At 43.1% G+C, this 20,783-nt stretch carries 18 protein-coding genes, 1 tRNA gene and 1 pseudogene; 16 read left to right on the top strand and 4 right to left on the bottom strand.

Annotation, left to right across the window (positions count from 1 at the left end; translation table 11 throughout):
• Nucleotides 1-25: 25 nt before the first annotated feature.
• Nucleotides 26-1,033 (bottom strand): glycosyltransferase family 2 protein, encoded by a 1,008-nt coding sequence (locus J5A52_00375; GenBank protein ID QUB37564.1) that lies wholly within the window; start codon nucleotides 1,031-1,033, stop codon nucleotides 26-28.
• A gap of 37 nt (nucleotides 1,034-1,070) precedes the next feature.
• Between J5A52_00375 and J5A52_00380 the strand changes: the two genes are divergently transcribed.
• The 14 genes from J5A52_00380 (at nucleotide 1,071) to J5A52_00445 (ending at nucleotide 17,046) form a co-directional block, all read left to right on the top strand.
• Nucleotides 1,071-1,907 carry an ABC transporter permease gene (locus J5A52_00380; GenBank protein ID QUB37565.1) on the top strand — a complete coding sequence of 279 codons (837 nt, stop codon included), beginning with the start codon at nucleotides 1,071-1,073 and terminating at the stop codon, nucleotides 1,905-1,907.
• Nucleotides 1,908-3,107: an ABC transporter ATP-binding protein gene (locus J5A52_00385; GenBank protein QUB37566.1), complete on the top strand. Its 1,200-nt coding sequence runs from the start codon at nucleotides 1,908-1,910 to the stop codon at nucleotides 3,105-3,107. It begins immediately after the preceding gene.
• A 10-nt stretch (nucleotides 3,108-3,117) separates the two neighbouring features.
• Complete coding sequence (locus J5A52_00390) at nucleotides 3,118-4,338, top strand: glycosyltransferase family 1 protein (GenBank protein ID QUB37567.1); 1,221 nt, start codon at nucleotides 3,118-3,120, stop codon at nucleotides 4,336-4,338.
• Nucleotides 4,331-5,332 carry a glycosyltransferase family 2 protein gene (locus tag J5A52_00395; GenBank protein ID QUB37568.1) on the top strand — a complete coding sequence of 334 codons (1,002 nt, stop codon included), beginning with the start codon at nucleotides 4,331-4,333 and terminating at the stop codon, nucleotides 5,330-5,332. The genes J5A52_00390 and J5A52_00395 overlap by 8 nt, the downstream gene beginning before the upstream one ends.
• A 112-nt stretch (nucleotides 5,333-5,444) precedes the next feature.
• Nucleotides 5,445-6,008 (top strand): hypothetical protein, encoded by a 564-nt coding sequence (locus J5A52_00400; protein QUB37569.1) that lies wholly within the window; start codon nucleotides 5,445-5,447, stop codon nucleotides 6,006-6,008.
• A complete protein-coding gene (locus J5A52_00405; GenBank protein QUB37570.1) occupies nucleotides 6,005-8,359 on the top strand; it encodes a hypothetical protein in 2,355 nt (784 codons plus the stop codon). The genes J5A52_00400 and J5A52_00405 overlap by 4 nt, the downstream gene beginning before the upstream one ends.
• A gap of 25 nt (nucleotides 8,360-8,384) precedes the next feature.
• Nucleotides 8,385-9,800: a DUF2142 domain-containing protein gene (locus tag J5A52_00410; protein ID QUB37571.1), complete on the top strand. Its 1,416-nt coding sequence runs from the start codon at nucleotides 8,385-8,387 to the stop codon at nucleotides 9,798-9,800.
• A 139-nt stretch (nucleotides 9,801-9,939) separates the two neighbouring features.
• Nucleotides 9,940-11,043, top strand: coding sequence for a DegT/DnrJ/EryC1/StrS family aminotransferase (locus tag J5A52_00415; protein QUB37572.1), 1,104 nt, complete (start codon nucleotides 9,940-9,942; stop codon nucleotides 11,041-11,043).
• Nucleotides 11,036-12,043, top strand: coding sequence for a Gfo/Idh/MocA family oxidoreductase (locus J5A52_00420; protein ID QUB37573.1), 1,008 nt, complete (start codon nucleotides 11,036-11,038; stop codon nucleotides 12,041-12,043). The genes J5A52_00415 and J5A52_00420 overlap by 8 nt, the downstream gene beginning before the upstream one ends.
• Nucleotides 12,043-13,524, top strand: coding sequence for a DegT/DnrJ/EryC1/StrS aminotransferase family protein (locus J5A52_00425; protein QUB37574.1), 1,482 nt, complete (start codon nucleotides 12,043-12,045; stop codon nucleotides 13,522-13,524). The genes J5A52_00420 and J5A52_00425 overlap by 1 nt, the downstream gene beginning before the upstream one ends.
• Complete coding sequence (locus tag J5A52_00430) at nucleotides 13,521-14,210, top strand: metallophosphoesterase (protein QUB37575.1); 690 nt, start codon at nucleotides 13,521-13,523, stop codon at nucleotides 14,208-14,210. The genes J5A52_00425 and J5A52_00430 overlap by 4 nt, the downstream gene beginning before the upstream one ends.
• 1 nt (nucleotide 14,211) lies before the next feature.
• Nucleotides 14,212-15,249 (top strand): ATP-grasp domain-containing protein, encoded by a 1,038-nt coding sequence (locus J5A52_00435; protein QUB37576.1) that lies wholly within the window; start codon nucleotides 14,212-14,214, stop codon nucleotides 15,247-15,249.
• Entirely contained in the window at nucleotides 15,246-16,118 is an 873-nt protein-coding gene (locus J5A52_00440) for an NAD(P)-dependent oxidoreductase (protein QUB37577.1), read from the top strand. Before J5A52_00435 ends, J5A52_00440 begins: the two co-directional genes overlap by 4 nt.
• Nucleotides 16,111-17,046 carry a glycosyltransferase family 2 protein gene (locus tag J5A52_00445; protein ID QUB37578.1) on the top strand — a complete coding sequence of 312 codons (936 nt, stop codon included), beginning with the start codon at nucleotides 16,111-16,113 and terminating at the stop codon, nucleotides 17,044-17,046. The genes J5A52_00440 and J5A52_00445 overlap by 8 nt, the downstream gene beginning before the upstream one ends.
• Before the next feature lie 64 nt (nucleotides 17,047-17,110).
• Here J5A52_00445 and J5A52_00450 read toward each other — a convergent pair.
• Nucleotides 17,111-17,198 (bottom strand) — tRNA-OTHER (locus tag J5A52_00450).
• 132 nt (nucleotides 17,199-17,330) lie between these two features.
• Here J5A52_00450 and J5A52_00455 point away from each other — a divergent pair.
• Nucleotides 17,331-18,197, top strand: coding sequence for an IS1595 family transposase (locus J5A52_00455; protein ID QUB37579.1), 867 nt, complete (start codon nucleotides 17,331-17,333; stop codon nucleotides 18,195-18,197).
• Between the two features lie 27 nt (nucleotides 18,198-18,224).
• Here the strand turns inward: J5A52_00455 and J5A52_00460 are convergent, their stop codons facing one another.
• Both J5A52_00460 and J5A52_00465 read right to left on the bottom strand, forming a co-directional pair.
• Complete coding sequence (locus tag J5A52_00460; GenBank protein ID QUB37975.1) at nucleotides 18,225-19,055, bottom strand: IS30 family transposase; 831 nt, start codon at nucleotides 19,053-19,055, stop codon at nucleotides 18,225-18,227.
• A gap of 145 nt (nucleotides 19,056-19,200) precedes the next feature.
• Nucleotides 19,201-19,368: pseudogene (locus J5A52_00465) on the bottom strand (helix-turn-helix domain-containing protein).
• A gap of 160 nt (nucleotides 19,369-19,528) precedes the next feature.
• Here J5A52_00465 and J5A52_00470 point away from each other — a divergent pair.
• A complete protein-coding gene (locus tag J5A52_00470; GenBank protein ID QUB37580.1) occupies nucleotides 19,529-20,758 on the top strand; it encodes a hypothetical protein in 1,230 nt (409 codons plus the stop codon).
• The last annotated feature ends 25 nt before the right edge of the window (nucleotides 20,759-20,783 follow it).

The raw sequence follows: 20,783 nt of genomic DNA on the forward strand, positions 1-20,783 counted from the left end.
ACGTAGGCGATTACTGTGCGAAAAGCTATTTACCAGTGAAAAGCTTGCGGAATTTAAGTAGCCCTGTCTGATTAGGTAGTGGGCCATTGTGAATAATGCTGCGGACATAGGCGATTGAGACTTTCCGGTCACGCTGAATTTTAACGCGATGTACCCAGGCGTGCGGTTGGCGGATGAGCGATGCAAAAATACCTCTGAACGCCGGCCAGCTGTTGCCGTGTCGGATAGCACTCGCAAAAATCAGCCAATACGCTAGGAAAAAGCGTGCGCCAATCGTCCAGAATAGCCGTCCTGGGACGTTTTTGATGAGCACAAGCGGCAGGTTTTTGAACGTGTTAAACACGGCGAGACCTGGAACCTTTTGGCTGCTCGCACCAACTTTATGGTATGCGATTGCTTTTGGTGTATAACGTACCTTCCAGCCGGCGAGCTGTGCACGAAAACTGAGATCAACATCTTCGTAGTACATGAAAAAATCCTCGTCAAACAACCCAATGTCGCTAAACATTGCTGTGCGATATAATGCGCCGCCGCCTGTCGCACCGAAAATTTCGCCTGACTGGTCTGGCGCGTTAGCTATCGGCTCGTCGCGATGACGTGGCCCGGGAAGGCCCCAAGTGGTGTAGAATTCTCCTGTTGAGTCGATTGCACTACCTTCTAGCCTAGACATGCTGCCAGTTACGATTCCGCAGTCTTCGTGCTCATCCAATTCTTTTGTTAATTCCTTTATCCAATCTTTTTGAGCTTTAGCATCAGGATTTAGAAGAGCAATATAGTCATATTGCTCTTCTATTGCTATTTTTAGACCGCTATTAATTCCACCTGCAAACCCTAGATTTTTATTGTTTTTTACCAATCGTATTCGCGAATTGCTCTGCGTAATTTTTTGAAAAATCTTTACCGAGTCGTCAGAGGAAGCATTATCAACAAGTAAAATATCTGATGGGGTTGTTTGAGCTAGAATAGATTTAGTGCAGCATATGGAATCGCTTGGACTATTCCAGTTTAGGATAATTGTGATAATTTTTTTCATAACTGCGCGTCTCTATTATATAATAGAAGATAAAGATATGAGAAACGCGATACTGCATAGTGTGTCTAGACGGCTATTCTCGAAAGAAAATAAGTCGTTATTCTTGGAACTAGTGAGAACAGACTTTAAATTGAGATACCAAGGGTCGTTTATTGGTTACGCGTGGTCGTTACTGAAACCTCTGCTGTTATTCGTTATTCTCTATATTGTCTTTGTTTATTTCTTAAAAGTTGGTCGCGACATTGAGCATTATCCTGTCTATCTATTGCTTGGAATTGTGATGTGGAATTTCTTTACTGAGATGACAGTACAAAGTCTTGGCTCAATTGTTGGTCGAGGCGATCTCATTAGGAAAATAAAGATCCCACGCTGGATGATTGTTTTAGCAACAAGCGCATCTGCGTCAATTAATTTATTTTTCAGCTTACTTGTTGTTTTTATATTTATGGCAGTTAATGGTGTACCAGTTACATTAGCAGGTGTTGGCATGCTGCTACTGTATGTAGCTATTACGTATGTATTCGCATTAGGCATATCTTTTCTACTGTCGGCTTTGTATGTTCGGTTTCGCGATGTTAGTTATATATGGGAAATAGTCCTGCAGGCAGGATTTTATGCAACACCTATAATCTACCCGCTCCAGATGGTAAAAAATGTATTTATTGAAAAGATTCTTATACTCAATCCGCTTGCGCTTGTTATCCAAGGTGCTCGTCATGACCTCATAAATAGTGAACAGACACTGTCGTTTACTACACTCTGGGGGAGCAGACCTGTAATGATTGTTGTTTCTTTGTCTATTATTGTTATATTTATTGTGGTAGGTATAGCTTATTTTAAGAAGCAATCTAGATATTTTGCGGAGAATATATAGGTGAGTAGAAATAAAAAAGAGGTAGTTATTGCGGTTAAAAATCTTCATAAGGATTTTATACTTCCGCGTGGTCGTGGTAATTCATTTAAGAGTTTATTAATAAATTTTCGTCGAACCTATACGGAAATTCAGCATACGCTACGGGGCATTTCGTTCAATGTTCATAAAGGGGATTTTTTGGGTGTTGTCGGGAGAAACGGTAGTGGAAAAAGTACGTTATTGAAATTACTCTCAGGTATTTATACGCCAACGAAAGGCTCGATTACAGTTAAAGGCAAACTGACGCCATTTATTGAGCTCGGTGTCGGTTTTAATCCTGAACTGTCTGGACGAGATAACGTATATCTCAACGGTGCGCTGCTTGGTTTTTCGCGTGCTGAAATGGGCGAAAAATATGATGAAATTGTAGCATTTTCTGAGCTAGAGCGCTTTATGGATCAAAAATTAAAAAATTATTCAAGTGGAATGCAAGTCCGTCTGGCGTTTTCGATTGCAATTCAGACAAACACTGATATCTTAGTCCTTGACGAGGTGCTTGCGGTCGGTGATGAGGCGTTCCAGCGAAAATGTTTTGACTATTTTAAGCAGATAAAAGCACAGAAAAAAACAGTCATCTTAGTGACGCACGATATGGCGTCGGTTAGGCGATTTTGCAATCGTGCCATTATGATTGATAATGGCAAGGTAGTTGCCGATGGGCAGCCAGAAGAAGTGGCAAATCTATATAGTCTCGAAAATATTGAAAAAGCAGTTTTAACGAAGAAAACTGCCACTAATAAACCATGGATTAGCGTGGCAGTTGATAAAAAAATATTAACACCGCAAGATACGCTGCGCGCAACAGTTGAATATTATGTACCGAGTAACCAATCAGTTTCGTTTGGTATTTCGGTTATTGATGAAGCGTCAAATCGTGCAACGTCAGTGATTGATGATGGATTTTTCCGTGGCAATGATGATGTGACAATAACATCGCAAAAAAAAGGTGTGTATAAATATCACTATAGATTGCCGCTTGATGAATTCAACAATCGAACGTTTGAGATTGCTGCGACATTGTTTGCATATGATAGTAAGCGTGATGAGTATGAGCCAATTGCTTACACGACCGAGAAACAGATTGCAACGTTTTATGTAAAGAGTAAAAACAAAGATGGAGGATTACTAAAACGTAAAGGTGAGTGGCAGAAAGTAAAATAACGGAGGAAATATGTTACGAAAAGCGTATAAGTTTTATGCCTACACGAAACAGAATGGAGTAGGGCAAGCGGTTCGCAAGACGAAACGATACTTATCAAAGCAGCAGGCGCTGGCTATTAAACAGCCAATTGAAGTAATGGCAACAATTGAAGATATCATGAAGGCGGATTATGTTAACCATCCATATAAAGCTCCGGCAAAAAATAAACATAAGAAATCATTGAAGATTGGCTGGGTGCTTTCACCATTGTCGCCAGGGAGTGGCGGACAAAATACAATTACGCGGTTTGTTAGGCATTTACAGCGTGCCGGTCATCGGGTGACAATCTATGTCTACGAGGGAATTCACCCGCAATCAGTAAAAGAAGCGACGCACATTCTCAAAACAAGTTTTAAGCTTGATGTGGAGGTAAAAAAAATTGCGCAATATGAAGAATCTGATGCGTTAATCGCGACTGGCTGGGAAACGGCATACCCAGTATTTAACATTAAAACAAAAGCGCATAAATTCTATTTTGTGCAGGATTTTGAGCCATATTTTTATGGACTTGGTTCCAAGGCGGTGCTCGCAGAGAATACATATCGTATGGGGTTTTACGGTATCACTGCTGGACGATGGTTAACGAAACGAGTAAAAGAGTATGGCATGAAGTCGGATTATTTTAATTTTGGTGCCGACATGGATATTTATCGACCGAAAACTGATGCTGTAACAAAACAAAAGAAAATTTGTTTTTACGCACGACCAGTAACAGAGCGCCGCGCGTTTGAGCTTGGCGTGATCGCACTTGAGAAATTTCACCAGAATCATCCTGAGTATACGATTGAATTTTTCGGCTGGGACGTGTCGAATTATCAGATCCCTTTCTCATATGTTAATCGAGGTATTCTATCTCATGAAGAATTGGCTCGGTTGTACCAAGAATCAGTCGCTTGTTTAGTATTGTCATTGACAAATGTATCGCTTCTTCCTTTAGAGCTTTTGGCGGCAACATGTATTCCAGTGATGAATGAGGGCGAAAATAATAGTTTAGTTCTTGGCAAAAACACCTATATTCATTATACTGCGACAACACCGATCCAATTAGCACAGGCGTTATGTGAAACTGTTGAGCGAAAAGACATTGATGAGTATGCAATGAAAGCGTCGGCAAGCGTCAAGAATTTGTCATGGAATGATTCCTATAAAAAAGTTGAAATGATTATTCGTCGCGAGGTGTGTGGTGAATAAACGCGTCGATATCACAATTTTTATTCCGACATATTTTGCAGAAGATACGCTTGCTCACCTATTGAGGAAGATTTTTAAGCAAAAAATTGATAAAACGTTTGAAGTGTTGATCTATGACACGAGCTCGACAGATAAAACGCCAAAAATTATTGAGCGATTTGCGAAGAGGCATGCCAACCTTCGTCACAAAACAATTCTTAAAAAAGATTTTCAGCATGGACGAGTTCGACAGCAGGCTGCTGAAGATGCAAAAGGAGAGTTTGTTGTATATCTGACGCAAGATGCAATTCCAGCGCACAATCGATGGCTTTATGAATTGCTGAAACCGTTTGAAATAAACGAGAAAATTGTCGGTGTGACTGGCAAACAAGATCCAAGACCAAAAACATTTCCGCTGTTAAAACGTGAAATTCGTGGTGTATTTTCTGGTCTTGGTCCAGATAATGGTACGACGATTTATTACAAAGATGACTTCATTAAAAAGCAGAGTCAATACGACCATGTGGCATTTTATTCCGATGTCAATTCTGCTTGCCGGCGCAACTTTGTCTTGCATACTATACCATATCGCGAATTGGATTATGCCGAAGATCAGGCATTCGGTCGCGATGTAATTGAGGCTGGCTATATGAAGGCGTATGCATCAAGAGGTAATGTTGTCCATTCAAATGAATTTAAAATTCGAGAATATAAAAATCGAATGTTTGATGAAGTGATGGGACTAAGGAAGGCAGGGATTCCGGTAAAGGCGCCATCGTTTCTTGGTATTATTAAAGTAGTCGCATTAGGCACTGTTAAAGATACGATTTTTACGCTGCGTGATAGTGAGTACTCCTGGAAACGCCGTCTATTCTATATTGCGGTTAACCCAATTTATAATATTGAAAAATGGCGTGGGTTTCGTAAGGCGGTGGAGTTTGATCTTAATGACCAAAAGACAGCTCATCGCTACTCGTTGGAATCGCGTCAGGCACGTGTCCGATTGAAACGTTAGTGTTTTAATAGTGACTATGCTATAATTTCACTAGATAATTTACTACTGCTAGTGTAAAACAATGTATCTGAAAACAATGTATCTGAAAAAAATGTAGAAGGGATAGGTCGCGATGCTTAAGCAATCAAAACGTTCGCGCAAAAAGTGGATTTTGGTTGGGGTATTTATTATCCTGCTACTAGGGGGCTGTCTAGTGCTCGCATATATAAAGCGAATACCACCGTTTGACCGGTTGCAGCTCAATCCAGCAACGAAGCCGATTGAACCGGAGGATTCAAGAGAAAATAATGTTAATTATGATAAGCCGGCTTCGGAGCAGCAGAAAGAAGGCGAGCGAATTAAGAAGAAATTTATCGAAAAACACGAGGCAAAACAATCAGATAATCAGGAGGAGGCAGGCTCTATAGCAGTGACGATCACAAACACATCATACGTTGATGGTAAGTTAAGTATTCGTGCCATCGTTCCGACAACTCAAGTTGATGGAACGTGTACGTTGCAGTTAACAGCTAAAGAAGGTCAATCAATAACTAGAGAAGTTGGCCTGCAGAATATGGGTTCATATGTTATATGCAAGGGGTTCGATGAGGAGATTGCGAAGGGCGATTGGCATATCCGGATTGATTATAAATCTAATCAAGTGGCTGGTCGGGCGGAGAAAGATCTTTCATTATGACGGTACGTTGGCGATTGGGACTGATAGGTAGTTTAGTAGCTGTGAGTGTTCTCATGAGTATTTGTGCTGCTTCGTCTGTCTCCGCGGCCGATGCACGTAATTTTAATGCCGGGAGGATTATTGATGACGCAGTATTCACAAATTCCGACTCAATGTCTGTTCAGCAGATACAACAGTTTCTAGAGAGTAAAGTATCGTGTGATACGTGGGGGCAAAAGCGGTCTGAGTTAGGTGGCGGTAGTCGTGCACAATGGATGAATGCGCGTGGTATTTCGGCGCCGTTCCGTTGTATAACGGATTATGCAGAGAATCCGAATACGGGCGAGAATAATTATAGTAAACAAAACAATCCGGCTGGAGCTGTATCAGCAGCACAACTGATTCATGTGTATGCTAAGCAATTTGATATTAATCCTCAAGTGTTGATTGCTACACTTCAAAAGGAAAACAGCTTAATTACTGATGAATGGCCAACGCCAAAACAATTCCGCGAGGCGGTCGGGTTTGGCTGTCCTGATCATGTTGCACCGGGCGCCCCGGCATGCGACCCGGCTCACGGAAGTTTTTCGGCACAATTATATCAAGCGGCGCGGCATTTTCGCGGTTATATGGAGCGGCGACCGGGGTGGTTTGTCCCATATAGCACTGGCTGGAATAAGATAATGTGGAATCCGAATGGCGGTTGTGGTACAAGTGACGTATATATCGAAAACCGTGCAACAGCTGCTTTGTATAGCTATACGCCATATCGTCCAAATCAGGCAGCGCTTAATGCGCAATACGGCACGGGAGACGGTTGCTCGTCGTACGGTAATCGTAATTTCTATTTATTCTTTAGTGATTGGTTCGGCTCAACTCATATAAATGGCCATTTACTAAGAACGGTTGACAATGCAACAGTTTATCTTGTCGGTAAAGACACAAAATATCCGATCGCTAGTATGGAAACGCTGAGTCAACTGTCGGCTGCTCTTGGGTCGGTTAGTTTTGTCTCGCAATCATACCTTGACACCTATCTGACAGGCCAGCTCGCTGGACGGTTAATTCGTTCGGAAGATGGTACGATTTACTTCTATGATTCGGGAATCAAGCTACCTTTTACGTCATGTGATATGGTTGCACAGTATGGACTTGGTCAGGGCTGTGGGCAGCCTATGCAGCTAACAAACGCACAAGTAAATCGATTTTATTCTGGACCGCCAATTATGCATGGTTACAAAACAGTCAGCGGTAAGCGGTTTTACATTGAGAATGGCAGCCGTCGGGAGGTTCTTGATGATCAATCGCTTGCTCAAGCGCAGAGAGATCAGGGTTACAATGTGCTAAGCGACTCAGCGATTCAGTATTTGCCAATTGGCGAGCCAATTGTCAGAGATAGTGTGGTTATTGAGAGTCGTAGCGGCGGGAATCGTTATCTCGTTAGTAGCGGACAAGCATATTCAATTAAGCGGTCTATGTACGTTGATAGGGTGTTTAATAAGTTTAATAGTGGTATATTAGAACAGGAAAGCATTGCTAAATTGCCACAATCAGGAAAAGTAATTGATGATCATATTGCGAATTCGACAGGTACGCAATATCTAATAACAGGAGATGGCAAAAAGCAGATTGTTCACCCCGGTGAAATTAACAGTACACCAACAGTCCTGTCCGATCAAATTATTAATCAGCTAGAGGGTAGCGGCTCGCTAGAAAGTCCGATTATGATTAAATCTGCGGATAATGGTACGGTGTATGTGATTGAATCGCAGCAGAAACGTCCGATTGTGTCGATGGATGATGTGTTTGCTATCTTGGGCAAAAATCAACCATATATTGCATGGGTATCGGGCGGTACGCTCGCCAGTATACCAAGCGGTAACGTAGTGTTTGCGCCAGGTAAGTTTGTAAAGTCGCCGTCAAATGATACTGTTTATGTATCGGATGGCTATGATAAACTATTGCCGCTATCTCATTTTCAGCAAGCTTTTGATGTCGGTGTAGAAGGGAATATCCGAACAGTGCGTGACGACGTTATTGGCAAATATAAAGTGAGCGAGTCAGTTCTATCGCCCTATGTAAACTGTGGAGGGGTAACATATTTGGGTGTTGGCGGCGTATTGTATAAGATAGAACTGTCAAATCAGCGAGCTTTTTCACTTCAGTTGCAGACGTGCAAGGCGCTTAGAAAAGAAGACGTTTTCCCAACTTTTATATCCGACGGCAGCGGTACAATTTTCTATGTTAAAGATGGTGAAATGCATCCAATTCGCAGCTGGCAAACATTCTTGTCTCTCAATAGAGAAAATAAGCCAATTGTTCGCGGCTCGTTTATTACAACACTATTGATGCCGCAAGGGTTAGTCATGTAAATGTGTTACAATGAAAGAACGGTCTATGAAAAAACAACTTCATATCTTTTCTGCTAAGTTTGAAAAACTAAAAAAACCTCATTATTTGTACGGATTTATCGCCATCATTGCTGCTGTTAGTTTTGTCTTTCTGACGCCGCCGTTTCAAGCTCCGGATGAAGAGGCTCATTATATGAGGGCTTACCAGTTTGCGAAAGGACATATTATCTTGGGTAAGCAACAAGGAAATACATTAAGTGCTTGCACTCCCAAGGAAGCCATAAATGATATGTTAGAGGTTAGGGGCTCGGATATCAGAGGTAACACAAACAAGAAGTATGATATACGTGATGTCAAAAGAAAATTATTTGATAAAATTGATAAACCGCAAGAGTGCGGTAAATATGATACAACAGATACGCATAACTATAGCATACTAGGATATCTCCCTGCAGTATTCGGGATAGGTTTGATTGATGCGGTGAATGGACCTCCTATGGTAGGATTCTATCTTGCACGTTTGTTTACAGCTATCATTTCAATCGCTATCATTTCAATCGCTATCTACCTTATTCCTAGGCGCAAATTGGTATTAATTGTCGTCTCGTTGTTACCAATGTTGGTTTTTCAGCAATCTGTCATATCTGTAGATGGTGTATCGTTTGCTATATTGGCGCTATTTATAGCGTACACCTCTAGATTGTACTACGAAAAGAGTATTGATAAAAAACAGTGGATTAAATTAGCTGCTATAGTTTTTGCGCTATGCATCAGTAAACCATTGTTGTATATATTTATACCATATATCTTTATACTGTTATCTAAGAAAAATCGTAAAAAGATTTTTATTATATTAGCTTTTTCCGTATTGACCGTTATTGGGTTTATGATAATGGGGCGAATGCTATATGGTAAGGTTCGTGTAGGTGGTGCGGAAGGGGCAAATTATTTAGAGCAGGCGAAATATTTAATAGGAGCTCCCACGAAGATTCCGGAAATCGCTTTAAATACTTATACGACTAATTACGGTGATTCTATTATCCAGGGCATAATAGGGGTGTTCGGGGTTGCTGACACGACAATGCCAATTTGGGTGTATTTTATGGCTGCTATAAATATTTCTTTTACATTTTTATTATCATCGGTAGATGATAATAAAACGAAAAGACTGAAAAAAATACATATAATAGTATTTTCTCTATTAATAATATTTTATTTTGCAATAGTAAATGGTGCGATATATGTATTCTATAGTCCAGTGAAATTTGAAATTTTGTATGGAGTACAAGGTAGATACTTCTTGCCAATTCTACTTGCCCTTGTGCCAATACCAATTAGATATATTACCGTAAATAAGAATCAGTATAGTAAACTGCGGAGAGATATAATAATTACTTCGGTTTGTATACTACTAATAGCGGTGTATATAGTGTTACGTAGATATTATCTCTATACGCCATGAGTGCATAACCAGCTGATACCTTGATATTAGTATTTTTGATTATAAGTATTACTCTACTTTTAGACCTTACAATAAACAGACAATAGCTACTTTTAGCCATGGTATAATAGTAAGCGGAAAACAGCAAGGAGGGTAAGTAATGATATCAATCGCATCACCAATTGTAGAAAGTGAGGAAATAAAAGCCGTTAATGATGTGCTTGAGTCGGGGATGTTGGCTCAGGGGCCAAAGACTGCTCAGTTGGAAGAAGATTGGGCAAAGTACTGCGGCACAAAATATGCGCTCGCAGTAAATAGCGGTACGGCTGCAATACATTCTGCGCTGTATGCGGCTGGCGTGCGCGAGGGCGATGAAGTTATTACGACACCGTACAGCTTCATTGCGACGATTAACCCGATTTTGATGCTTGGTGCTCGCCCGGTATTGGTTGATATTGATTCGGCGACGTTTAACATTGACGTGACAAAAATTGAAGCAGCGGTGACATCAAAAACGAAGGCGATCGTGCCAGTTGATTTGTACGGTCAACCGTGCGAGTGGGACGAATTACGCGCGGTTGCTGATAAGCACAATTTGATGATTATAGAAGACGCCTGTCAGGCGATCGGTGCTGATTATAAGAGTAAAAAAGCAGGTGCGCTCGGTGATTTAGGCTGCTTTTCGCTGTATGCTACTAAAAATATTATGTGCGGCGAAGGCGGTATCGTCACAACCAATAGCGACGAGCAGGCTGCGGCAATTCGCTCGTTCCGCCAGCATGGTATGGTCGCGCCGTATGAATACGCTGAGCTTGGCTATAACTACCGGATGTCAGATTTACATGCGGCAATTGCTGTCGAGCAGCTGAAGAAAGTTGATAACTTTACAGTGCGTCGCCAGCATGTTGCGAGCGAGTTGAATAAAGCACTCAATGGCATAAAGGGGATTCAGCTGCCGAGCGTTGCTCCGGATCGTTCGCATGTATACCACCAATACACGGTTGTGCTGACTGATGACGCGAACGTTTCGCGCGATGAGTTCGTTGCCGGTTTGCGCGAGCGCGGTGTAGGCGCTGGGATTTATTACCCAAAGCCATTGCATGTCTATCCGCATATCGCAAAACTTGGTTACAAAGTTGGCGATTTCCCTATAGCAGAAGATTTGGCGGCTCGGGTTGTGTCGCTGCCAGTTCATCCGAAAGTGTCAGACGAGGACGTCGCTACTATTGCTAGAGCAGTCAAGGAGGTGCTTGCAAATGGCTAATCCACAAAAAGAAGGAAAGCTACGCACTGCTGTTATTGGTACGGGCAACATGGGTAAGAATCATGTACGGAATTACTTCATGCTTCCGGAAGCTGAGTTAGTGGGTATCGCTGACGTAAACCCCGCAGCAAAAGCACTTGCCGATGAATACCGTACAAGCTTTTTTACTGATTATAAGAAGATGCTTGACGAGGTTCATCCTGATGCGGTATCGGTTGTTGTACCGACACCATTCCACCTTGAAGTTGCGCGCGAAGTGATGAGCCGAGGTATTCACTGTATGCTTGAGAAACCGATTGCTTCATCGGTGGAAGCGGCCGACGAGCTGATTGCTTGTGCAAAAAAGTATAAAGTCGTCTTCACGGTTGGGCATATTGAACGCTTTAACCCTGTCATGAAGAAATTAAAACAGATGGTTGATGAGAAAGCGATTGGTGAAATAACCTCGGTGGTCTGTAAGCGGGTAGGCAGTTTCCCCATGAATGAGCCAAAAACTGATGTCATCATTGATCTTGCCGTGCATGACATTGATCTCGTTAGCTACCTACTCGGTAAACAACCTGTATCTATTACAAGCCACGGATCACGAACTCACCACTCTAAAAAGATTGATTCGGCCGAAATACTAATGGACTATGGCCGTGCGTCTGGTTTTATTCAGGCAAATTGGCTGACGCCGGTTAAAATTCGTACTATTGCGCTTACCGGTTCAATGGGCTATCTTGAGGCGAATTATATTACTCAAGAACTTGTATACTATAAGCATAATATGAAGGGGGAAGAAAGCGACGGATTCACCGACTTCGTTCGACGAATGGGCGAGCCAGAAAAACGAGTTATTAAAGTTGATTTCGAAGAGCCTCTAGCCGCTGAATTGAAAGCATTTATAGCAAAATCGATGGGTCGAACGGCGGCAATTGTAGACCCGCGTGATGCTCGAGAGGCACTGAAGATTGCCCTTGAATCGATTGCTCCATTTGAGGCAAAAGGAGGTAAATAGTGAAGCTATCAAGTTTTACTGCTTCATTTCATGAATATGAGTATAGCCTGGAGTATTATCACGGAAAAGATGTGCTACATGAAGGGTCGCTGCTAAAAATTGATCCATCATATTCTTGGGAGCGAATTAATCGTAAAATTCGTAATAAAATTAGGCAAGCGCAGAAACAAGATATTGGCATTAGGCGTGTTACCGGTACTGCAAAGGACATTGCTAACTTTCGGACTATATGGTTTGATCCAAATGATGAGACTCTGCCAGTTCAGCTCTCTGATGATGAAGTGATGTATCTTGCGTACGCTAATGGCGAGTTGATTGGCGGTCTAATCTTAACACCATCAACGCCAAATACGCTATACATGCATAACCTCGGTGGCAATGAATTTGCAAAGCGACATAATGTACCTGCATTGCTTTTGTGGCATGCTGTAGAGGATTTGGTAGGTACGCGGTGGCAGTATATTGATGTCGGCGTGAGTTTTCGCCCTACGCTGTATAACTTTTTCAAAAATTGGAAGGTTGATGGCTATCCTATTATATTCTCTCCTCCGTTTATTCGACCAGACATTCGCTTAACTCCGTTTACCGGTCGAGATATTGTACGCTTTAATAACGATACGCCAAAGCAGGCTGATGAAATTATCGCGCAATACTTTGGCGATACGTATACTATTTTGCCACGGGCGATTAGCTGTCTTCAGGTGGTGCTAAAATATCTTGGTATCGGTAAGAGCGATTCTGTTGCGGTTTATAAAACATTTGCGGGCAACGAATACATTAGCGGTTGTGTACGAACTCCGATTAAGCAGCACGGCACAATGGTTCGCGAAATTGACGACTCAACAAAAGCGGTTGTAGTGATTCATGAATTTGGCATACCGTATGAGAATCTACGTGAACTAAAGAAACGATGTGAAGAAAAAAATATTCCGTTGATTGAGGATTGTGCATGGTCGTATGGAAGCGAATTAGCAGATGGTACGCGTATTGGATCGGTGGGTGATTATGCGATTTATAGTTTGCCAAAGATTCTACCGGTGCAATATGGCAGCGTATTGGTGGGTCTTCAGGTATCAGATGAAGATAATTGGCAAAACTACCAATTGCTTGATTTTTATAAGCGTGAAATTGTTCGAAAAGCTTTAGTCGAACATTTGCCGCGTCTTGAGTCGTATAATTTGCAGCGCAGGAAAAACTGGCAGACGCTATCCGAGTGGTTTGTGCGAGATGGCTTTACTGAAATCGGCACGTTGGGCAAAAAAGTTTACCCTGGTGCATACATCGTGAAGGTGCCAGAATATGAAGATATATTTTCTCGGTATGAAATGTTTGGTGTAGAAACCGGGCGTTATTATCCAGATGAAGCGTTATTCTTGCCGGTGCATCAAAGCTTAGCACAAAATGAGCTGGCGTATATGTACGGCGTATTTCGAGGTAAGCTTAATCTGTGCAGCAATTATCAACGAGGCGGTAAAAAGTGATATATGCCCTCTATTCGGATATCCATAACGATAGGGATGGTTGGCGGCGGCTAAGCCGGCATCAGGCATTTTTGACGGCTGATAGGCGAATTTGTCTTGGCGATGTTATTAATGCGCATATGCCAGAAGAAGCGATTAAGTTCTACCGGCAGGTAGCAAAGGCAAGTGATGCTGTAGTGCTCGGTAATCACGAAGCGATTTTTACAGGTAAGTGTGATATTGCAACTTTCCACCCGCGGCTTTCTCAAAAACTTTCTCAGGCGAAAACTTGGTTGACGGCCACTGAACCGCAGCTTGTAAAAGAATTTGCACGGCTACCGCAACGTATAAACCTCGGCGAAGAAGCGGTGGCGACGCATGGTAGTTTTTCTGCAGATAATCCATGGAGGCATATTCGCTATATAGAAGATGTTGCAGATGAGGCGGCGCATACATCTGCGAGAATTGCTTTTTTGGGCCACGGACATATCCCATTTATTGCATACAAAAAAGAAGGGTATTGGTTCTATGATCGCCAAGTATATCGTAAGCCATTTTTGCTAGATAGTGATACGCCGTATATCATTAATATAGGGAGCGTACTTGGCTCTCGTGAAATGCGTTGGCATGAAAAGACGTTCGTAGCGTATAATGATGAAATACCTTGCGTGACGTTTTACGAGCTAACGGGATATAAGGAGAAATGATATGACAACGGTGTTAGTGACTGGCATTGGCGGTACGCGATCAATCGGAATTATGAAATCGCTTCGCGATATGCAGGAGCATATACGCGTGATCGGCACGGATGCAAATTTTTTCAATGCTGGCGCGTTTCAATGTGATGTGGCGTATATTGTACCGTTTGCATCAGAAGAGGGGTATTTGGCGCGTCTTGAAGAAATTATTACAAAAGAAAACGTGTCGATTGTTTTTGCGAGCGTTGAGAAAGAAGTAGCGTTTTTAGCGCAGCATAAGGCAGAAATTGAGGCAATGGGTGTAGTCTGTCTTGTGCCTGATCAAGAGGTGCTTGCTGTCTGCTTTGATAAGTATAAGACTCAGCAATTTCTGAACGATAATGGTTTTACTGCTATTCCATGCATCTATACAGATAACGAAGCTGCTACACGACAGTTCGCAGACGAACATGGTTTTCCTCTCATTCGTAAACCAGTCATGGGGTATGGCTCGAAAGGACTATCAATCATTTGCGCTCAAGAGGAACTTGCAGAAATTCCAAAAAGTAACGAATATGTTCTGCAGCAATATATTGAGAATGAAGATACGGAAACGTTCTACAATACCGTACTTAATGAATATACTGCTGAGGTGTTTATCAATAACAATGGCTCGGTTGCGGGCGGCATTATTCTTAAGCGGGCGCTCCATGCGGGCGAGACAGTGGCGGGGTATAGTGTAGATGATGAGAAAACGCTACGCTACTTGAGCGGTATCGCGGTGAAGCTAGGTATCAAAGGACCGTGTAACTTTCAATATCGCAAGGCTGACGGTAAAATATATATCTTTGAAATTAATCCCCTGTTTTCTGGTACCACATACGTGCGAGCTCAATTTGGATTTAACAATGTGGCACTCGCGGTCAAAAGTTTTGTACGGGGTGAGCATGAGACGATCGCAAGTAGTGAGCTAGAAGATAAATACTTTGTTCGCTATTTGAGCGAAACATTTATAAATCCAAAAGATATTGAGAAGTTTCAAACAACAGGGAAGTTTACGAAGCAATGAATATACTTGTAACTGGCGGCACAGGGTTTCTTGGGGGATATGTGTTACCTCTGCTGGCTGATGATTCGGAGATAGATAAGCTCTTGTATACTTATCGTCACCAGCCGTGCGGGGAGTCTTCATCTATGCGCGGTCTGGCTCTTGATATTACAAATCTTGAGAATTTTAAGCCTCACCAGGCTGTTCTTGAAGAGGTGACATGCTTGGTACATATGGCTTCAGCCGTATCGCACGGTCGTGTTGCGCTTTATCAGGATATCTCACAGAATATTACTGAAAATTTCTCGAGCCTTGGTAATCTTTTGCAGTTTTTGCCAAATTTAGAAAAGATAGTCTATATAAGTAGCGGCTCAGCAGAAATCTACAAAGATGATCCTACGATGTATGGTGTTGGTAAGCTGCTTGTGGAACAGGTTCTGCAGCATATCGTGCGGTACCATAATGTAGCCTGCACTATACTACGTTTTCCACAATTATACGGTCCAGGTGAGCCACATGGTACTTTTGTAAGTAAATTTATTAATTCTTTTTTGGATGGAAAAGCAATTCAGCTTATGAACGATGGTACAACGGTGCGAGACATTCTTTATGTTAAGGATGCGGCAGCGAGCATCGTTTACGCTGCTAAACAGGCACCCTCTGGCGTATTTATGGTGAGCGACCCAATTAAACATACTGTTGGTGAGATTGCTGTTATTCTACAAGTAATAACGGGGGCAGACGATGCGTGTATTGTACGAGTGAGTTCAAACAACACTGGTGCGCTTGGCTATCACTTTACAAGTGACATAGATAAGCTTGGTTATAAACTGTGCTATACTGTAGAACAGGGGTTAGAAGAGACTGTAAGGGGATGGAATAATGTATAAAAATTTGAAAGTTGGTGTATTTGTTCCCGCCTATAATGAGGAAAAGCAGATAGCGGCTGTGCTTAAGACGATGCCTGACTTTGTTGATAAGGTGTTGGTGGTTGATGATTGTAGCCAAGATGATACATCAAAAGTTGTAAAGCGATTTTTAAAAGATAAAAGGATAGTATTGCATCGTAATGAGAAAAATATGGGCAATGGTGCTGGTGCTAAGTTCGCTTATCAAAAACTAGTTGAGATGGGTATGGATATCATTATGCCGATGAGCGGTGATGGGCAGACAGAACCGCAATATATGCCTCGGTTACTTGATCCTGTTGTAGAAGATAAATGTGATTTTGCAAAAGGTAATCGCTTCTTAGAGAGGGCGGTCTATAATAAAATGCCTACCTATCGTTATTGGGGTAATATCTTTGTAACGATGATAAACAAATTCTCAACAGGCTATTATTCAATGTATGACAGCTTGAACGGATATTATGCTATTAAGGCAGACACCTTGAAGAAACTCGATTTCTCGCGACTAGGCGATCGCTATGAGTTCGAGAATAGTTTTTGGATTCAGCTCAATATTGTTAACGCGCGCGGGCTTGATGTATCTATCCCGCCTGTCTACAAAGATGAGAAATCTACCATTAAGCTAGGCAGAACAGCGCTGCGTACGCTATGGGTATTGTTTAAAGGTTTTTTCGAGCGTATTTTCCGCAAATATATTCTCTTTAATCTTACGCCAACGGGTCTCTTCTTCATTACCGGCACACTGCTGACATTGTTTGGTATAGTTTGGGGATTATTTATAACAATTAAGTCAATTGGACCAGCAAGCCCGTCAACAGCAACGGTCATGCTCGCTGTGGTGCCATTTATTTTGGGTGTGCAAATACTCTTGCAGGCAATTGTGCTTGATATCCAAGCAGAGCCGAAGTAACGGTAATCAAGCAGTAATAAAAACTTCCCCGTTATGTAACGGGGAAGCATAAAGTTTTTCAATGTGGCGGAAGGGGTACGATTCGAACGTACGGCGCACAAATGCGCAAACACCAAAAGGTATTTTACCTTAAACCACTCAGTCACCCTTCCATGCTACTATCTATAATAGGGTATCTTGTATATAAGGTCAATACATTGTACGAAGTGGATACTCTAAACTAAAACGGAACATCCCATATACTTAGAGATGTAAAGCAACTAAGTACAGAAAGGACGCTCCGTATGTCTAACATACCAAACTTTGCCAGCAATAAGAAGTGCTGGAGGCTTATCAACAAGCTTGTCTTTGGGGAGGAGGTGTCGTGCCCGCTCTGCGGGTGCGAGCTGCAAGAAAACTACCTCTCAAGATATCTCTGGTGCAAAATATGCCGCAAAAAGCTCAGAGCCACTGCCTGGCATGGTTCCTGGCTGTATGGCATGAAGCTGTCGTCCAAACAACTATTCAAGCTAATCTGGTGCTGGCAGAATCGTAAAAGTGTTGAGGCAGCTATACTGTTTGCTGGCGTTAGTTATCCAACTGTAGCTAGATGGTTCTCCCGCTTTCGAGAGAACCTGCCAGACGCTGCAACAATGCTAGAAGGCTTAATCCAAGCCGACGAAAGCTACTTCTCAAAGCTCAAGAGTAAACAAGCTACCTACATAGTTACTGGCGCCATTGAGCAGGATACCGGGCGCTTAGCCTTGCGTATAACCGGCGGCTTCCATGACGGACGAAGCCAAGATGTGCTTGAACAGTTCATCCAAGACAGCGTAAAACCAGGCAGCCTAATTATTACCGACAAATGGTACGGTTACGACGAATTACCGCTCCTAGGCTACGAGCATGAAAGCCACAACCACAGCAGAGGCGACTTTGCTAATACCAACAAAGCTGAGCTAATTTGGAGCGTAGCCAAGCGCCACATGCGCAAACTCTACGGACAACGCATCCTAACCCACCAACTAGAAGAACTCTGCAAAGAATGGATGGCAAGAGCCAACCGCCCCAAGCTATTCGAGGACCCGATGACTTACCTGCGCTTTACTTTGGATGTTCCAAGTGGGTACAGTCAACTAACATGGAACAAGCGTAAACCGTGGATAAGTTGATAGATCTTTAAATAGCTCAGGGGGGGCTTAAACCCACCCCTCAACCGCAACACCCAAAGACGCGGCGTATTCCAGTGGCGTTAGCCACTGGAATCGTTTTCTTGGTCGGTTGTTAAGCATGGATTCTACTTTTAATATATCCCGGTTAGTTAGTTTTTTGAAGTCAGTGCCTTTGGGGAAGAAGTCGCGGATGAGCCCGTTGGCGTTTTCGTTTCTGCCTCGTTCCCAGGAATGGTAGGGATTGGCGAAGTAAATATCCGCTCCTAGGTCTTTCTCGGTTTGTCTCCAACCGGCAAATTCTACGCCGTTGTCGTAGGTTATGGTCTTTGGCAAGGCTCCGGTGTGCCTGCTGAGCCTTTCTAGATCAAGCATGGTCTGTTTTTGTATCTTATGTACATCATAGCCGCACACTAGGCTAATTGAGACTAACCCCGTCTTTCGCTCCACGTGAGTTAGCAATCTGTCTCGGCTATCTTTGCCGAAGATGGTATCGCCCTCTAGGTCGCCTAAGCGCCCGAGTTCATCCACTACGCCGGGTCTAGCTGCAATATTGCGTTTGCCGGCAGACATCCAGCCGGCAGGTACGGCAGGTATACGGCTGCATCTGTATTTCTTGCCGCGGCGCCGCAGGTGTTTATGGAGGTTGTATTTCTTGGCGTATTTGCAGATTGCTTTAGGCGAGACGTAAGACAAGCTAGCAGATTTGTCTCTTTTGTTAATCTCTATCTGCAGCCTGCCAGCAATCTGCTCGGGAGACCAACGCAGCCTGAGGCGCGATTCAACGAACTCTCTGGTTTGCTGGTATCCAGAAAGCTCCGAGCAGCAGGGATTGTTTCTTGCATCTAGCCAGCATCTTATGCTGGGCGGATTTAGCCAAGTAGTTTATTCTCTCGAATTGGCACAGGCGTCTTCTATGCCGAGCTTTCTTTTCGCGAATCACTGGCACTTTGGCGGTACCGCGAAAGTGTCTCGAGTCTAGTCCCAGCTCCTTAGGTTTATTAACTCTGGTCTTTTTGGCAAAATTTTGGTTTCGCCTGAGCTCCCGAGAGATGGTTGAGGGACTGCGGTTTAGCATGCGAGCTATCTCGCGCACCCTGGCTGAGCTTCTAAGCAGCGCTTCAATAACAATTCGCTCTTCGCTTGAAAGTTGTGTATACTCTCTTTGAGGCATTTTGGAATACCTTTCTGCTAAAATTAGGTTGTTTTCGCAGATCCAATTTTAACAAAGGACGAACCAAGATGCCTCTTTTTGTATGGGGAGTGTTGCGGTTGAGGGGTTGGTGTAGGGGGTTGGTTGACTAAATACATTATTATGTTAAAATAGAGTTACTATGAGAGATAATGATAACCAAATCGCAGAAAAGTTGCCCTGGGTGCCGAAGGAGCTATTCTTAGATCAAAACCGAGAGACTGTCGCTGAAATCTTAGGCACTATTGCTGTTGACTCAGAGAATTCAGCCTTCGCTGAAGAGGCTAGACGAGCACAGAATGACGTTGAATCGGGCGGTGAGCTATCAGAAGAAACTCGCAGGTTCATGTGGAGGCGTTGGATGGGCACTCAGCATGGTACAGCCGAAGGTACACAAGGTAAAGTGCTTATTACTCAAGACAATAGCAAAAGATACTGGGAACTTATAAAGCAGCTCCATTACGGTGATCTTCGTTTCACCGAGGGTCGGTATACGCCATCAGATATTGAAATTGGACACAGCCTGATACTGGGTAGCGGTCCGGAAGAAATAATTGCTCGTATGCAGGCCGCCTATGGTGACGACCCAGCGAGCGGGCGCATCCACAACGCACACCTTTTAGTTGGTCAACGCCGACGTTGGCCGGGGGCGCCGGACGAGTTAAATCCTGAAACTATTATCTCTACCGTTTCTCGTCAGATAGGCAATGAACATTTTGATATGGACAAACTGCTCGGTATGCCGCATTGGCGAGACGAGATAAAGAAGCCTGTTGATCCCGAGTTTAACAATTGGGATGAGGCATTTGCTACCGAGTATATTATCGGTAAACTGGCACTGGAAGCGATGCTCTATGACTTGATAGATTGGAAAAACGGATCCGAGGATATTCCCGCAACGTCAACCGATCAACCGGCGCAAGAATTAATTGACGCGGGTGTTCCTCTGCGTGATTCCGTTATGACCATCTACCATCTCAAGAACGGCACAAACGCTACATTATTGAATGCCGCTGCTATACCGCGCCACAATGGAGGTAATCCGCGTCCAACTTGTGAATCGCAGTATAGGGAGATAATAGATTCGGGCGTGTTTAGCAAGAATTCTGCAGATCTTGAATTACCCATGAGTGTGAGCGTCAGTACTCCGCATTGGCGGGCTGTGATAGAGGCGCCGATGCGGCTTTTAGGCAACAATAACCCCACACTAAACCGGATTCCGTCTATATTGCCGGTAGGACATGATTGGTCGCCTACTAAAGATCCTATCACAGCATTAGGCGAGATAATTGCAACGCACAAAGCAGACTTACGGCTAAGAGCTCTTATGGACGGCAAAAACCCAGATGCCCCAGAACTGCTTGACATATAGCAAAAATATTTATTCCCCTATTTAG

The sequence above is a fragment of the TM7 phylum sp. oral taxon 349 genome, assembly GCA_018127705.1.
Lineage (GTDB): Bacteria > Patescibacteriota > Saccharimonadia > Saccharimonadales > Saccharimonadaceae > Saccharimonas.

Bases quoted from the DNA above. Each gene is read 5' to 3' on its own strand.
- J5A52_00375 (QUB37564.1), bottom strand. From the start codon at position 1,033: ATGAAAAAAATTATCACAATTATCCTAAACTGGAATAGTCCAAGCGAT.
- J5A52_00380 (QUB37565.1), top strand. From the start codon at position 1,071: ATGAGAAACGCGATACTGCATAGTGTGTCTAGACGGCTATTCTCGAAA.
- J5A52_00390 (QUB37567.1), top strand. From the start codon at position 3,118: ATGTTACGAAAAGCGTATAAGTTTTATGCCTACACGAAACAGAATGGA.
- J5A52_00400 (QUB37569.1), top strand. From the start codon at position 5,445: ATGCTTAAGCAATCAAAACGTTCGCGCAAAAAGTGGATTTTGGTTGGG.
- J5A52_00405 (QUB37570.1), top strand. From the start codon at position 6,005: ATGACGGTACGTTGGCGATTGGGACTGATAGGTAGTTTAGTAGCTGTG.
- J5A52_00410 (QUB37571.1), top strand. From the start codon at position 8,385: ATGAAAAAACAACTTCATATCTTTTCTGCTAAGTTTGAAAAACTAAAA.
- J5A52_00415 (QUB37572.1), top strand. From the start codon at position 9,940: ATGATATCAATCGCATCACCAATTGTAGAAAGTGAGGAAATAAAAGCC.
- J5A52_00420 (QUB37573.1), top strand. From the start codon at position 11,036: ATGGCTAATCCACAAAAAGAAGGAAAGCTACGCACTGCTGTTATTGGT.
- J5A52_00435 (QUB37576.1), top strand. From the start codon at position 14,212: ATGACAACGGTGTTAGTGACTGGCATTGGCGGTACGCGATCAATCGGA.
- J5A52_00440 (QUB37577.1), top strand. From the start codon at position 15,246: ATGAATATACTTGTAACTGGCGGCACAGGGTTTCTTGGGGGATATGTG.
- J5A52_00445 (QUB37578.1), top strand. From the start codon at position 16,111: ATGTATAAAAATTTGAAAGTTGGTGTATTTGTTCCCGCCTATAATGAG.
- J5A52_00455 (QUB37579.1), top strand. From the start codon at position 17,331: ATGTCTAACATACCAAACTTTGCCAGCAATAAGAAGTGCTGGAGGCTT.
- J5A52_00470 (QUB37580.1), top strand. From the start codon at position 19,529: ATGAGAGATAATGATAACCAAATCGCAGAAAAGTTGCCCTGGGTGCCG.